Source organism: Janthinobacterium breve, from assembly GCF_051380895.1.
Lineage (GTDB): Bacteria > Pseudomonadota > Gammaproteobacteria > Burkholderiales > Burkholderiaceae_D > Janthinobacterium.
Genome location: NZ_JBNYXY010000002.1, coordinates 382,869 through 398,788, shown reverse-complemented (window position 1 = coordinate 398,788; position 15,920 = coordinate 382,869). Strand labels below are relative to the sequence as shown.

Below are 15,920 nucleotides of genomic sequence, written 5' to 3'. Positions count from 1 at the left end.
AAACCGGAAATAAAAACGTATTAAACATGATTTAGTGCTTAAATTTACCAAGCAGCTCTACCAGAGACGCTTAATCTAATAATTAGGAAACCACATGTTGAGAAAAACTGTTTTAGTACGTGCCTTGGCGCTGGCCTTCAGTGCCGGCGCCATGTCCACGATGGTCGTTGCGCCTGTCATGGCACAGTCGAACGCATCCGGTACGATTTACGGTACGATTGAAGCGCCTGCTGGTGCCAGCGTAGCGCTGCAAAACCTCGATACGGGTTTGAAGCGTACAGCTAGTGTTGAAGCCAATGGCCGCTACACGGCTACCGCATTGCCTATCGGTCACTATAAGATCGACTTGGTACGTGACGGTAAGGTTGTCGAATCGAAAGAAGTCGACATCGTGATCGGCCAAGGTGTGGACGCCTCGTTCAATTCCAAAGTTCAAGCCGTGCAGGTGACCGGTCGTCGCAGCCGGATTGACGTCTCGAATACGAATAACGGTGCAGTGTTTACCGCCAAGGAACTGGCCGCCCTGCCGATCGCACAAAACGTCGGCGCCATCATTCAACTGGCTCCAAACACGACCCGTGCCGATTCCCGCTATGCGGGCGGCGCCAGCTTCGGTGGTGGTGGTGCATCTGAAAATGCTTACTACATCAACGGCATGGTGGTAACCAACGCGTTGACGCAGCTCGGTTCGTCGGAACTGCCATTTGGCGCGATTGCGCAAGCGCAAGTGCTGACTGGCGGCTATGGCGCTGAATTCGGCCGTTCAGTTGGTGGCGTGGTCAATATCACCACCAAGAGCGGCACGAATAACTGGGAAGTTGGCGGCCAGATGAGCATCACGCCGAATGGCGCACGCGCCAAGGCGCGCAATGGCTACTATCCAATCACGGGCGATTCTGTCAATGCTGGAACCGACGGCAAAATTTTGTTCAACCGTGAATACAACAAAACCGACAGCAAGCAGTTTTCGGGCTATGTCGGCGGTCCGATCATCAAGGACAAGCTGTTCATGTTTATTGCTGCGGAAACAACGCGCACTGACCGTGACTACATCAACCTGGCGTCGTCGAACACCGCTGCGCCTACCACAGGCTGGGGCGAATCGAAGGCCAAGGTTGACCGCTATCTGGGCAAATTTGACTGGAACATCAGCGACAACCATCGTCTGGAACTGACGTTGATCGGTGATACGCCAAAAACCGACGTGCAATTGTCCGGTTTCGACTACAAGGATAATTCGCGTAACGGCGTCGTCGCGTCCAGAGAGCATTATTCGAACATTGCCGCCGTTGACGGTGGTAATGGCGGCGAAGCGCAAGTGCTGAAGTACACGGGTAATATTACCGATGACTTCACTGTTTCCGCATTGTATGGTATCAATACCTCCAAGCACTCGAACACGTACGACGGCTACGACATCAATACGAAGCTGTTCCAGGTTCAAGCTCCGCTGGCTGCCCGCGCCCCTGGCGTGACGTATAACTCGAAGCAGCCACTGATCGACTTCATCGGGCCACCAGGTGCGAAAGACAAGACCAAGTCGTTGCGTCTGGATCTGGAATACAAACTGGGCAGCCACACCCTGCGTGCCGGCCTGGATCAAAACAAGCTTGAGTCGATCAATGCTGGTGAGTTCCGTGCTGGTGGCGGTCTGTATATCTATCGCTTTACCAAGACGCCAAATACGCCGATCAACCTCGGTGACCAGAAAAAAGCAGTGTCCAGCGGTGGCGGCCTCGGTACACAGGGTTACTACGGTAGCGAGCACATTCTGAACACGGTGACGAATGCGTATTCCGATCAGAATGCCCAGTACATCGAAGATCTGTGGCAAGTTAACAAAGATGTATTGGTGACGATCGGCTTGCGTAACGAAGGCTTCACCAACAAGAACGGCGAAAACGTCAAGTTCATGGAGATGAAGAACCAGATCGCTCCGCGTCTGTCCGCCTCGTGGGACGTGAACGGCGATGCCACCTTGAAAGTATTTGGTAGCGCAGGCCGTTATCACCTGCAAATCCCGACCCACCTTGCCGTGCGTGGCGCCAGCCGTTCGCTCAATACCACCCAGTACTTCACGTATACGGGTGTTGATGCCAACGGTGCACCTATTGGCCGTGTCAATCTGACCGATCCGTACTCGTCCAATAATGAGTACTTCCAGCCTAAGGATGCGAAAACCTTGTCGGCAACCAACTTGCGCCCTACGTACCAGGACGAGTTGACCATCGGCTTTGAAAAGGCATTTTCGCCTTCGCTGAACTTCGGTGCCAAGGCAACCTATCGTACTCTGGGCGCCACCATAGACGATTTCTGCGATGGCCGTCCGGTTGCAGCATGGGCTGCGCGTAACAAGATCGATACCTCGAACTACGGTGGTTTCGGTTGCGCCAACTTCAACCCAGGCGAAGCGAACACCTTCCTGGTGGACTTTGCTGGCAATGGCAAATACACCTCGGTTAACCTGACCAAGGAAGATCTGGGCTTCGACAAGGCCAAGCGTACCTACGCTGCAGTTGACCTGTTTGCTGAACATCCATTCCGTAATGGCTGGTATGGCAAGGTTAACTACACGTGGTCGCGCAGCAAGGGTAATACCGAAGGTCAGACGCTGTCCGATCTGGCACAAACCGACGTGGCAGCGACGCAGACCTGGGACTTCCCTGAGCTGATGGTTGGCGCGTATGGCTTGCTGCCAAATGATCGTACGCACCAGATCAAGGCTTACGGCTTCTACGAGTTGACGCCACAATGGAGCTTGGGTGGTAACTTCCTGGCAGCGACCGGTCGTCCGAAGAACTGCCTGGGTAACAACGAAGAAGTCGATGGCGATTTCGGTTATCAATCGGCTTACCACATGTGCAATGGCGTGCCATCGCCACGTGGCGCAATGGGTAAATTGCCTGCAGATATCCGTCTGGATGCGAACGTTGCATTCAAGCCTGCACAAGTCAAAGGCCTGGTCTTCAAAGTTGACGTGTTTAACGTGTTCAATCGTCAAGCTGTGCAAACCATTGATGAAACGTACAACAGCGGCACCAACGTGTCGCCTACCTACAACCGTGCCATCAGCTACACGGCACCACGTAGCATGCGTCTGACTGCTGAATACAACCACAAGTTCTGATAGTTCGTGGTTTAAGCCGCACCGTTTTCCGGTGCGGCTAGCAGGAAAGATAAAAAACCCTGTAAGCGTCATGCTTGCAGGGTTTTTTCATATCTGAACGTTGATATTTGCAGTATGCAACTGGCGAGCGTAGAAAAGTGGCGCGTGCAGGGAGGGGAGAACCCCCGTTCCTACATCCCGCCCCACAAGGCGCTCAGCGTCGCCAGCGCCGTCAATCCCGCCGTTTCCGTGCGCAGGATGCGCGGTCCCATAGCCAAGCCGATGGCGCCAGCCGCGATGGCGGCTTTTTCTTCCGCCTCGGTAAACCCGCCTTCCGGCCCCACCATCACGGTGATCGCTTGCGGCGGCTGGTGACGCGCCCAGTCGGCCAGCGACTGTTCCGCGCGCGGCGTCAAAATGATGCGCTTATGCAAATCTTGCTGGCTGCTCCAGCGATTGAAGTCTTGCAATGGCGCCAGTTGGGCCAGGCGGTTGCGCCCGCATTGTTCCGAGGCGGAGACGATGATACCTTGCCAATGCGCGAGCTTTTTCTCGGCCCGCTCGCTGGATAAGCGCACCACGCAGCGCTGCGCCGCCAGCGGCACGATGCCGGCCGCGCCCAGTTCGATGGCTTTTTCGATGATCCAGTCCATTTTGGACGCTTCCGGCAGCGCTTGCGCCAGGGTCACGGCATACGGCAGTTCCGCTTCGCGCGCCACGTGCGCCTGTATTTCAGCCGTCACGCTGCGCTTGGCGACCGCCACCAGGCTCGCTTGCACTTCGCCGCCTTCGCTATTGAACAGGGTGATGACGTCGCCCGGCGCCAGGCGCACGACCTGGATATGGTGGGCGACAGCTTCCGGCAGGGCGATGGTGGTGCCGGCGACGAGCGGCTGTGGACAGAAAAAACGCGGCATGCAAATCCTCAACGGGGGGTAAGTGGGGTGGAAAGACGTCAAAGTATAGCCATTTGGCGGGCCAGTACGCCGCAATTCTAATTTGCAGCCCCCCAGTCTGGTAAAATAGTTGACTACAGAAAGCAGCCGGCTTCCCTGTCCGCGCTGTTGCAAACGAATCCCAAACTCGCGACTGACCCACACCATCATGACAACTACGCTCCCGACTACCAAAATGGCCAATGCGATCCGCGCACTGGCAATGGACGCTGTACAAAAGGCCAATTCCGGCCATCCAGGCATGCCGATGGGTATGGCCGAGATCGCAGTTGCCCTGTGGAGTGGTCACTATCGCCACAATCCCGCGAATCCAAAATGGCAAAACCGCGACCGTTTCCTGTTGTCGAACGGCCACGGCTCGATGCTGCACTACGCGCTGCTGCACCTGACGGGCTACGACCTGTCGATGGATGACATCAAGGCCTTCCGCCAGATGCATTCGAAAACCCCGGGCCACCCGGAAGTCGATGTCACGCCAGGCGTGGAAACGACCACCGGCCCGCTGGGCCAGGGCATCGCCAACGCCGTCGGCATGGCCTTGTCGGAGCAGTTGCTGGCCGCTGAATTCAACAAGCCAGGTTACGACATCGTCAATCACTACACCTATGCTTTCCTGGGCGATGGTTGCTTGATGGAAGGTATCTCGCACGAAGTGTGCGCGCTGGCCGGCACCCTGGGTTTGAACAAGCTGATCGCCCTGTACGATGACAACGGCATTTCCATCGATGGCAAAGTCGAAGGCTGGTTCACGGACGACACCCCGGCCCGCTTCGAAGCGTACGGCTGGAACGTCATCCGCGCTGTCGACGGTCACGATGTTGCCGCCGTGGCTGCCGCCATCGCCGCCGCCAAGACCGCATCGAAGCCAACCTTGATTTGCTGCAAGACCATCATCGGCAAGGGTTCGCCGAACCTGCAAGGCGGCGACAAGGTCCACGGCGCCGCGCTGGGCGACAAGGAAATCGCCGCCGTGCGCGAATACATCGGCTGGGATGCTGCTCCATTCGAAATGCCGGCCGACGTCTACGCCGCTTGGGATGCGAAGAAACAAGGCGCCCTGCTGGAAGCGGACTGGAACGAGCGCTTTGGCGCCTACAGCCGCGAATTCCCGCAGCAAGCTGCTGAACTGACCCGCCGCATGCAGGGCGAGTTGCCGCAGGCATTCGAAGCGGCCCTGAGCGCCGCCATCGCTTCCTGCGTCGAGAAGAAAGAAAACATCGCCACCCGCAAGGCCAGCCAGAACGCCATCCAGGCACTGGCCTCGTCCCTGCCGGAATTCCTGGGCGGCTCGGCCGACCTGACCGGTTCGAACCTGACCAACTGGAAAGAGTGCGTGGCCGTGCGTTCTGGCCAGCCTGGCAACCATATCAACTACGGCGTGCGCGAATTCGGCATGAGCGCCATCATGAACGGCATCGCCCTGCACGGCGGCTACATCCCGTTCGGCGCCACGTTCCTGACGTTCTCCGACTACAGCCGCAATGCGCTGCGCATGGCTGCCCTGATGAAGCTGCGTTCGATCTTCGTGTTTACCCACGATTCGATCGGCCTGGGCGAAGACGGTCCGACGCACCAATCGGTCGAGCACGTCTCGTCGATGCGTTTGATCCCGAACCTGGATAACTGGCGCCCATGCGACACCGTCGAGTCGGCAGCCGCCTGGGGCGCCGCCGTGCGCCGCAAGGATGGCCCGTCGACCCTGATCTTCTCGCGCCAGAACCTGCCGTACCAGGAGCGTTCCAGCGAGCAAATTGAAAATATCTACCGCGGCGGCTATGTGCTGAACGACGTGGCCGACGCCAAGGCGATCCTGATCGCTACCGGTTCCGAAGTAGAACTGGCCGTGGCCGCCGCCAGCGCGCTGGCCTCGGAAGGCATCGCTGTGCGCGTGGTGTCGATGCCATCGACCGACGTGTATGACCGCCAAGACGCCGCCTACAAGGCCAGCGTGCTGACGAAGGGCGTGCCGCGCGTGGCAATCGAAGCGGGCGTGACCAGCTTCTGGTACAAATACGTGGGCCTGGAAGGCGCCGTGGTCGGTATCGACACGTTTGGCGAATCGGCGCCTGCCGGCGTGCTGTTCAAGCACTTCGGCTTCACGGTCGAGAACGTCGTAGCCAAGGTTAAAGCGGTTATCGCGGGCTAATATTGATTTTGAGCAGACCCTGGCCACGTGTTGGCCGGGGTGCTGTGCTGATACCTTTTTTTTAATCAGGAGCAGAGTATGACGATCAAAGTTGCAATCAATGGCTACGGCCGCATCGGCCGTAATGTATTGCGCGCTTTCTACGAAGGCGGCAAGAAACAGGATATCCAGATCGTTGCCATCAACGACCTGGGCGATGCCAAATCGAACGCCCACCTGACCCGCTACGACACCGCGCACGGCAAGTTCCCGGGCACGGTTACCGTCGAAGGCGACAACATGATCGTCAATGGCGATCCGATCCGCGTGTTTGCACAGCGCAACCCGGCTGAAATCCCATGGGGCGAGCTGGGCGTGGACGTCGTACTGGAATGCACGGGCTTCTTCACCACCAAAGAGAAAGCTTCGGCTCACTTGAAGGGCGGCGCGAAAAAAGTCATCATCTCGGCACCAGGCGGCAAGGACGTCGACGCGACCGTCGTGTTCGGCGTGAACCACTCCGTGCTGAAATCGACCGATACCGTCATCTCGAACGCTTCGTGCACCACCAACTGCCTGGCACCGCTGGTCAAGCCACTCAACGACGCCATCGGCATCGAAACGGGCCTGATGACCACCGTGCACGCCTACACCAACGACCAGGTGCTGTCCGACGTGATGCATGAAGACCTGCGCCGCGCCCGTTCGGCCACCATGAGCATGATCCCGACCAAGACGGGCGCTGCTGCTGCCGTTGGCCTGGTGTTGCCTGAGCTGAATGGCAAGCTGGACGGCTTCGCCATCCGCGTGCCGACCATCAACGTCTCGCTGGTCGACCTGACCTTCATCGCCAAGCGCGACACCACCGTGGAAGAAGTCAACGCGCTGATGAAAGCCGCGTCGGAAGGCGCCCTGGAAGGCATCCTGACGTACCAGACCGAACCGCTGGTGTCGATCGACTTCAACCATAACCCGGCGTCGTCGAACTTCGATTCGACCCTGACCAAGGTATCGGGCCGTTTGGTGAAAGTATCGTCGTGGTACGACAATGAGTGGGGTTTCTCGAATCGCATGCTCGACACCACCGTCGCACTGATGTCGGCCAAGTAATTCCTGGCTAGCATACAAAAAACGCCCTTCGGGGCGTTTTTTTTCGTCCGCCCCCCTTACAGCCTGGGGCGGTAGAAGCGCCATAGCAGCCGCAGGTCATGCAGCACGGGCACGCCGGCCAGCAGGATCAGCGCGCAGGCGAGGAGGATGGTGGCGGCGGGAAAACCGATATGCTTGAAGGCGAGGGCGCCGCTGACGCCGCCGATGAAGAAGCAGGAGATCAGCAGGCTGTGCGTCTTGAACTTGCTCCTGTTGACGGTGACGCTGCGCTCGGGCAGCTGGCGCCGGTTGTAATACAACATCTTGCCCAGCTCGATGCCGATATCGGTCGACAAACCCGTCACGTGCGTGGTGCGGATGGTGGCGCCGGAGATCTTGGTGATGATGGCGTTCTGCAAGCCCATGATAAAGCACAGCAGCAAGATGGTCACGGGCCCCAGCACGTCCGGCATGGACGCCAGGTAGCTGCCCGTCAGGCCAAACAGCAGCAGCAGCGCCGCTTCCAGCAACAGGCTGGCGGCATACTGGCTGTGCAGCCGGCGGCGCCGGCCCCAATTGACCATGATGGCCGTGACGGCCGCGCCGGAGACGAAGGCCAGCCAGGCGCCCAGGGCGGCCAGCGCGAGGGTGAGGTTGCCTAACGCCAAGTCATCGGCCATGCCGGAAACGATGCCCGTCATGTGCGAGGTGTAACCGCCGATGGCCAGGAAGCCGCCCGCATTCACGGCGCCGGCCACCAGCGCCAGCACGCAGCCCAGTTGCAGGTCGGCGCGCGTCTCGCGTTGGGCGCCGCTCAGGCGGTACAGATAGTGAAACGGCATGCCGGGTCGGTTTCCTCGTGCTCTCGCTTATTTATAGATGCCGGAACCGACAATCATATTGTCGACCCGTTCGATGTAGCCGGATTTCTGCTCGACCACTTTGGTCAGCGGATTGGGCCACTTGAAGTCTACCCAGCCGCGTCCGGCCGGCGTGCTGGCCGTGGTGATCAGCGACTTGACGATGGCCTTGCCTTCATTGTCCTTCAGGTCGATCAGATTCTTGCCGACCATTTTGGGATTGTTGCCGTGCGCCAGGGTGACGCCATTCATGTCGTACACATAAATGTACAGGTCGCGGTCATGGAAGCTGGTATTGGCGGGATCGGTAATGGCGGCAAAGGCCTTTTCCTTGCCATCGGCCTTGATCATGGCCACGGCGCGCTTGGTCATGGCGATGGCCTCGTCCGCGCTGCCCTTGGGGGCTGCCCATGCCGTTGCCGGCATGGCGCAGATGATGAAACTGGCAACGAGGGCGTTGATGCCCGTTTTTACGCTAGTCTTCATACGCTGTCTCCTGGGATGATAGGCAAACCCGGCGCGGCCTGTTGTACGGCACTACTGGGAAGTGGAATTGCCTGTACGTATCATACGCCGCCGCCGGGCTTATGCAATCGTTGCGGGAAAGATCGTGTGCCACAGGCGCATCACATTGTCCGCATGCACGCGCACCCGTTCCGGTTCCACGCGGGCCAGATCCTGCCCCTGCAGACGCAGCTGATGCTGGAGCTTGCGCAGCGCGCGGTAGGCGTCGGCGACTAGGGCGGCCAGTTGCGCGTCGATCAGCCCCAGTTCGCCGCACAGGCGCAGCAGGGCGATATTGCCCGAGTTGGCCGTCAGTTGCGGATACTGCGCCGCGTGCTGCAGCACCAGGTATTGCACCATGAATTCGATGTCGATCATGCCGCCTGGATCTTGTTTCAAATCAAAGCTGCCGGGGCGGGGCGGGTGGGCGTCCAGCATCTTCTTGCGCATGGCCACCACTTCGCCCTTGAGCGGGCCGTTTTCCGGGCGCTCCTTGCGCAAGATCGTGTCGCGGATGCGTTCGAAGTGCTTGCCGATGGCGACGTCGCCGGCGCAAAAGCGCGCGCGCGTGAGCGCCTGGTGCTCCCACACCCAGGCCGCGCTGCCCTGGTAGCGCTCGAATGCCTGTACGCTGGAGACCAGCATGCCCGAAGCGCCATCGGGGCGCAGGGCGATGTCGATATCGAACAGGATGCCGGCCGACGTGTGCGAGGTCATCCAGGTAATGAAACGCTGCGCCAGCTTCGCGTACAGGCCGGGCGCTTCCTGGTCGTCGTCGTCGAACAGGAAGATGACGTCCAGGTCGGACACATAGCCCAGTTCCTTGCCGCCCAGCTTGCCATATGCGATGACGGCGAACTTCGGCACTTCGCGGTGGCGTGTCGGCAAGGTTTGCCAGACGGCTTGCACGGTGGCGGCGACGATGATGTCGGCCAGCTGCGACAGGTAATCGGCCAGCTTTTCCACGCTCAGGTCGCCTGCCAGGTCTTGCGCCAGGCACTGGAACAGCTGCGCATGGTGTGTTTCGCGCAGGATATCCATCTGCCGTTCCGTGTCGCCGGGGGCGTCGTCGAGCTGGCGCTGCAGGTCCAGCGCCAGCGCGGCCGGGTCGGGCACCGTGTTGCGGATGCGCTCATCCAATAGTTCGTCGAGCAGGATCGGGTGCTGCGTGAGGAAGGTGGCGGCCCAGCCGCTGGCGCACACCATGCGCACGACGCGTTCGAGCGTATGCGGGTATTCCGTCAGCAGCGACAGATAGGCCGAGCGGCGCGCAATCGCTTCCAGGAAATCGAGCAGCCGGCCCAGGGTGGCCAGCTGGCTGGCGTTACCGTTGGAAACGGAGCAATCGGTGATCAGGGGCAGGGCGGAATTGACGAGGGCGACGAGGCGCGTGCGGCTCGCCTCGGGCAAGGATTGCAAACGCGGCGCCTGCCACGTGGCCAGCAAACGCCGTGCGCAGGCGGCGGGCTCATGGAAACCCAGGGCGGCAAAGCGCGCCTCGATGGCTTCCTGCTGGTCCGAGGCGGCGCAGTCGTTCGACGTCTGCGGGTCGATGCCCGTGTCCGCCGGCGGCGTGCCGCTGCTCTTGTCGCTGAACATCTCGTCAAATTGACCTGCGACAAATACGCGGTGCGCTTCCAGCTGGGCCAGCAGGGTGAGCGTGTCGGGCAAGCCCATCATCTGCGCCACGGTGAGGCGGTCGGCCTCGTTGGCGGGCAGGGTATGGGTCTGCGCATCGTCCAGGTATTGCAGCCGGTGTTCCAGGTTGCGCAGGAAAGTGTAGGAGCCCAGCAACTGCTCCACGATGGCCGGTTCCAGCAAGCCCTTGTCTGCCACCGTGCGCAGGGTGGCGCGCGTGGAACGCTCGCGCAGCTCGGCGTCGCGCCCGCCGCGTATCAATTGAAACACTTGCGCCAGGAATTCGATTTCGCGGATGCCGCCCCGGCCCAGCTTGACGTTGTTGCTACGGTCCGGGTGCAGCCGTTCCTGGCGGTTGACCTCGGCGCGGATCTGGCCGTGCATGGTGCGGATGGCATCGATGACGCCGAAATCGAGGTAGCGGCGGAAGACAAACGGGCGCACGATGGCATCGAGCGCAGCGATGTCTTCCGCCTTGCCCGTCACGGCGCGCGCCTTGACCCAGGCGTAGCGTTCCCATTCGCGGCCCTGCACAATCAGGTACTGTTCCACCATGCCCAGGCTGGCGGCCAGCGGGCCCGAGTTGCCGTTCGGGCGCAAGGCCATGTCCACGCGGAAGGTAAAACCGTCTTGCGTGATCTCGGCCAGGGCGGCGATCAGTTTCTTGCCCATGCGAATGAAAAACTCATGGTTGGACAGGCTGCGCTGGCCCGACACGGTGACTTGCGTGTCGCCATCTTCCGGGTAAACAAAGATCAGGTCGATATCCGACGAGACGTTCAGCTCGCCGCCGCCCTGCTTGCCCATCGCCAGCACCATCAAGGCCTGTTCCTCGCCCGATTCCTCGCCGACGGGCATGCCGTGCAGGGCCACCATCTCGGCCATGATGGCGTCCACATGCGTGCGGATGGCGAAATCGGCAAAGCCCGTCATGGCCGTGACGACTTCGTTCAAGTCCGCCTGGCCGCCCAGGTCGCGCTCGATCAGGCCGCAGACGAGCAGGTTGCGCAGGCGGCGCATGGCCCGCTCGGCCGGCAGCGGCGGCGTGGCGGCGTTCGCCTGCTCAAGCAGCGCGGCGGCAAAGTCGAGCCCGTCGAGCGGCGCGCGCACCAGTTGCGCTACCTGCGCGGCGCGCTCGGGGGCGGCACCCAGCCAGCGCTGGTAGAAACGGGAGGCGGAGATCAAAGGCTGTGTGCTCATGGTGTCGGTAAGGGTCTCGTGGATGCTGCTTGCATGGTTCTTGTTTAACTTGGCTGCGAACGGCGGGGGATGCGGTAAAATTGTGCCGCTGGCGCTAATGGCGCCGGCAGTGCGTGCTCTTCCGGACGATGGTAAGGGAGGCTTTGCTCAGAAGCAAGCGCAAGGATGCAGGCGCGCACCACGAATGCAGACGATTTTTGCCATTATTTGACGCCGGGCCAGTTTATTAGCTTATTGATGCAAAAACCGCCAGAAGCAAGCGTGACAGAACATGTGCCATTGGCCCTGCGCTGGCAGCGGCTGCGTGCCGCCTATCGCATGGCCAACCTGGCCACCCACCATGTGTTGGGTTTTACCATCAAACTGGTGCTGCTGGCGTATTTCGCCTTCGCCGTACTGTTCTTATTCCTCCGTTACGCCATCTTGCCGAATATCGATTACTACAAAGGCGATATCGAGCGGGCGGCCAGTCGCGCGCTGGGCAACCCTGTCAGTATCGCGCGTATTTATGCTTCGTGGCATGGCGTGCGGCCGAATCTCTTCCTGGGTGACGTGAGCCTGCGCGACCAGGCGGGCCGCCAGGCGCTGAGCCTGCCGAGCGTCTCGGCCACCGTGTCGTGGTGGAGCGTGCTTGGTGCCGTGCGCTTCGACACCCTGGAAATCACGCGGCCCGACCTGGACGTGCGGCGCAGCAAGGATGGCAAGCTGTATGTGGCCGGGGTGTTGATCGACAGCACGCAGGGCAGCGATGGCAAAGGCGCCGACTGGCTGCTGTCGCAGCATGAGATCATCATTCGCGACGGCAAGGTGCGCTGGACGGATGAAGTGCGCGGCACCCAAGAGCTGGCACTGGAAAAGGTCAACTTGCTGCTGCGCAACCGCTGGCGCAGCCACCGGCTGGGTTTGCAGGCCACGCCGCCCGCCAGCCTGGCCGCGCCCATCGATGTACGCGCTCACTTCACGCATCCGCCTTTCAGCCAGCGCATCTCGGACGTGTCGATGTGGAAGGGCGAGCTGTACGCGGACCTGAAAAACGCCGACCTGGCCGCCTGGCGGCGCTATCTCGATTACCCGTTCGAGCTGAGCCAGGGCAAGGGCGCCCTGCGCGCCTGGCTGAGCCTGGATCACGCGCGCCTGGCCGGCTTCACGGCCGATGTGGGCTTGACGGATGTGCAGGCGCAACTGGGCGAGCATATCGCCCCGCTCGACCTGTTGTCGGTCAGCGGGCGCATTTCGGCCAAGGAAGAGCTGTCGGCGCAAGTGCCGGACGGCAAGCCCACCTTTGGTGCGAATGGACACCAGGTCGAGTTGACGAATTTCGCGGTGGAAACCCGCGATGGCCTCAGCCTGCCGCCCACGACCTTGTCCGAACGCTTTGTTGCGGCCACCAAGCGCAAGCCGGCGCGCACGGAAATCACGGCCAAGTCCCTCGATTTGCACACCCTGGCCGCCCTGGCCGACAAGTTGCCGCTGGGCGAGCAGCAGCGCCAGCGCCTCGACGCCCTGGCGCCACGCGGGCGTTTGCAGGATTTTTCAGCGCAATGGGAAGGCGACATGGCCACGCCCGCCAGCTATCGCCTGCGCGGCAAACTCATCGACCTGGGCCTGAATGCGCAGCCGGCGCGCATGGCCGTGGCGAAGACGGCGAGCAGCCCCGCGCAGGCTGCTGCACCGGCCATTCCCGGCTTCGATCACCTGACTGGCAGCATCGACGCCAACGACAAGGGCGGTAGCATCGCTATCGATGCGCAAGACCTGGTGCTGCAGTTCCCTACGTACCTGAGCGAACCGGCCTTGCCGTTCGAACAATTCACCATGCAGGCGCGCTGGACCTTTGAGGCGGAGAATATGCTGCAAGTCGGGTTGGACAAGCTCGACTTCAATCAGCAAGGCTTGCGCGTCGCCTTGCAGGGCACGCACCGCATGCCGCTCGACGGCAAGAATCTGGGCCAGGTCGACTTGACGGGCACGATCGACAATTTCCAGATCAACACCATCGGCCGCTATCTGCCGCTGCAAACGCCCGAGCACCTGCGCCACTGGCTGACGGGGGCGCTGGAAGGCGGCGTGGCGCGCGATGTCAGTCTGCGCCTGCGCGGCGAACTTGAGCATTTCCCCTTCAAGGCCGACACGCCGGCCCAGCGCAACCGTGGCGACTTCCGCGTGGCCGGCAAGATCGAGAACGGCATCCTGAATTATGCACCGGGCGAATGGGCGGAAAACGGCCCGCTGGCGGGCAAGGCGCCCCTGTGGCCGCAGGCGGAAAAAATCAAGGGCAGTTTTATTTTCGAGCGGGCACGCATGGAAATTCGCGGCGACACGGCCACGACGGGCGGCGTGGCATTGACGAATGTCAAAGCCGTGATTCCCGACCTGACCGTGTTCGACACCTTGCTCGATATCGAGGGCAATGCGGCCGGCCCGATGCAGGAATTCCTCAAGTACGTGACGGCCAGCCCCGTGCTGGGCTGGATCGAGCATTTTACGGATGAAACGACGGCGACGGGCAACGCCAGGCTGGCATTGAAGCTGCACCTGCCGATCGAGCGCATGCTGGAGTCGACCGTGCAAGGCAGCTTGCAGCTGGCGGGCAATGACGTGGTGCTGTTCCACGACATGCCGCCCGTGCTGGGCACGCAGGGCAAGATCGAGTTCAACGAGAAGGGCGTCAATCTGAATGGCTTGAATGGCAGCCTGCTGGGCGGACCACTGGCCATCTCGGGCGGCACGCAGGCGGACAATTCCATCCAGGTGAAAATCGCCGGCAACATGACCATCGACGGCTTGCGCAAGACGTATCCGGCGCCCGTGCTGCAGCGTCTGGCGAAACATTTGAATGGCGGCGCGCGCTATAGTGGCCTGATCACGGCGCGCGACCACCAGGTGGTGGTCAATGTCGAGTCGCCGCTGACGGGTCTGGGCCTGGATTTCCCCGCTCCCCTGAAAAAGCCGGCCGGTGACAGCTTGCCCGTGAAATTTACCCTGACGGGCAACGCGGCGAACGGCGCCGGCCTGCGCACGGACGATATCCGCATCGCGCTGGGTTCTGGCATCGCTGCCCGCTACCAGCGCCAGAAGCAGGGCAAGGATGCCTGGCGCCTGCTGCGCGGCGGTATCGGCGTGAACGTGCCGGCGCCGGAACCGGACAGCGGCATGATGCTTAACGTCAACATGAAAACCTTGGACGTGGACAGCTGGATTGCCGTCGGCAGCGAAATCGCCGGCAGTGGCACGGCGCCAGCCGATGCGGGCGGCAACGCCGACGACGCTCCCGATATCGGGCAATATGTGGTGCCGGACATGATGGCGGCGCGTGCCAGCGAACTGATGCTGGGCGAACGCAAGCTGGAAAACGTGGTGGTCGGCGCCACGCATCAAAAGGATGTGTGGCAAGCCAATATTGACGCGAAACAAGTGTCGGGCTATGTGACGTGGCTGGAAACGCCGTCCGGCCTGGGCAAGATGACGGCGCGCCTGTCGTCGTTGATCATTCCGGAGTCGGCCGCCAACGATGTGAAGAATTTGCTGGAAGGCAAGAGCGGTGCCCAGTCGATTCCCTCGCTCGATATCATCGCCGAGCAATTTGAGCTGTTCAACAAGAAGATCGGCCGGCTGGAATTGCAGGCCTATAACACCATGGCGGCGGGCGGGCGCGAGTGGCGCGTGGGCAAGCTGCAATTGTCGAATCCTGATGGTGCGCTGAGCGGCAATGGCAAATGGGTCATCAAGGATGGGCAAAGCACGACCAGCCTGCGTTTTGGCCTCGACATCGTCGATGCGGGCAAGTTGCTCGACCGCTTCGGCTTTGCCGATACGGTGCGTCGCGGCAAGGGCCGCCTGAGCGGCGACATCGCCTGGAATGGTTTGCCGTATTCGCTCGACATTCCCACCCTGTCGGGGCAGATCGAGATGAATGTGGAGTCGGGCCAGTTCCTCAAGCAGGATCCGGGCGCGGCCAAGCTGTTGGGCGTGCTCAGCCTGCAAGCCTTGCCCCGCTTGCTGAAACTCGATTTCCACGACGTGTTTTCCGAAGGCCTGGCCTTCGACGGCATCACGGCCAACGCCAGCATCAAGCGCGGCGTGGTGACCACCGACAACCTCAAGATGCACGGCGTGGCGGCCACCGTACTGATGGATGGCACGGCCGACATCGCCAATGAAACGACGAATCTGCACGTGGTGGTGATCCCGGAATTTAACCTGGGCACGGGGCCGCTCGTGTATGCGCTGGCAGTCAATCCGGTCATCGGCCTGGGCAGTTTCCTGGCGCAATTGTTCCTGCGCGCCCCCGTGATGAAGGCGCTCACCTACCACATGCAGATCGCCGGCCCATGGAAGTCGCCCGTCGTGACCAAGCTCGACGGTGGTAAATTGGAGCCTGTCGCCGTTCCTGCCGCTGCAGCGGCGGAGGCTGTGGCGAAATAGGCGAGGCGTTCGAATGG

General features: G+C 61.2%; 8 protein-coding genes. 4 read left to right on the top strand and 4 right to left on the bottom strand.

What is annotated here, in order from left to right; all coding sequences use genetic code 11:
• Positions 1-94: 94 nt before the first annotated feature.
• Positions 95-3,127 (top strand): TonB-dependent receptor, encoded by a 3,033-nt coding sequence (locus ACQ4W0_RS04595; RefSeq protein WP_436575694.1) that lies wholly within the window; start codon positions 95-97, stop codon positions 3,125-3,127.
• Positions 3,128-3,297: 170 nt separating this feature from the next.
• Here the strand turns inward: ACQ4W0_RS04595 and ACQ4W0_RS04590 are convergent, their stop codons facing one another.
• Positions 3,298-4,023: a 16S rRNA (uracil(1498)-N(3))-methyltransferase gene (locus ACQ4W0_RS04590; protein WP_436575693.1), complete on the bottom strand. Its 726-nt coding sequence runs from the start codon at positions 4,021-4,023 to the stop codon at positions 3,298-3,300.
• Between the two features lie 187 nt (positions 4,024-4,210).
• Between ACQ4W0_RS04590 and tkt the strand changes: the two genes are divergently transcribed.
• Together tkt and gap are read left to right on the top strand one after the other, a co-directional pair.
• Entirely contained in the window at positions 4,211-6,208 is a 1,998-nt protein-coding gene (tkt, locus tag ACQ4W0_RS04585) for a transketolase (protein WP_436575692.1), read from the top strand.
• Positions 6,209-6,286: 78 nt separating this feature from the next.
• Complete coding sequence (gene gap / locus ACQ4W0_RS04580; protein WP_096234037.1) at positions 6,287-7,297, top strand: type I glyceraldehyde-3-phosphate dehydrogenase; 1,011 nt, start codon at positions 6,287-6,289, stop codon at positions 7,295-7,297.
• Positions 7,298-7,353: 56 nt separating this feature from the next.
• Here the strand turns inward: gap and ACQ4W0_RS04575 are convergent, their stop codons facing one another.
• The 3 genes from ACQ4W0_RS04575 to glnE all read right to left on the bottom strand — a co-directional run bounded on the left by ACQ4W0_RS04575 (position 7,354) and on the right by glnE (position 11,478).
• Positions 7,354-8,118, bottom strand: coding sequence for a YoaK family protein (locus ACQ4W0_RS04575; RefSeq protein WP_436575691.1), 765 nt, complete (start codon positions 8,116-8,118; stop codon positions 7,354-7,356).
• A 27-nt stretch (positions 8,119-8,145) separates the two neighbouring features.
• Positions 8,146-8,622: a cache domain-containing protein gene (locus ACQ4W0_RS04570; RefSeq protein ID WP_436575690.1), complete on the bottom strand. Its 477-nt coding sequence runs from the start codon at positions 8,620-8,622 to the stop codon at positions 8,146-8,148.
• A 99-nt stretch (positions 8,623-8,721) separates the two neighbouring features.
• On the bottom strand, positions 8,722-11,478 hold the full coding sequence (glnE, locus tag ACQ4W0_RS04565) for a bifunctional [glutamate--ammonia ligase]-adenylyl-L-tyrosine phosphorylase/[glutamate--ammonia-ligase] adenylyltransferase (RefSeq protein WP_436575689.1): 2,757 nt from the start codon (positions 11,476-11,478) through the stop codon (positions 8,722-8,724).
• Positions 11,479-11,739: 261 nt separating this feature from the next.
• On the opposite strand from glnE, the gene ACQ4W0_RS04560 reads away from it, so the two are divergent.
• On the top strand, positions 11,740-15,903 hold the full coding sequence (locus tag ACQ4W0_RS04560) for a YhdP family protein (protein WP_436575688.1): 4,164 nt from the start codon (positions 11,740-11,742) through the stop codon (positions 15,901-15,903).
• The last annotated feature ends 17 nt before the right edge of the window (positions 15,904-15,920 follow it).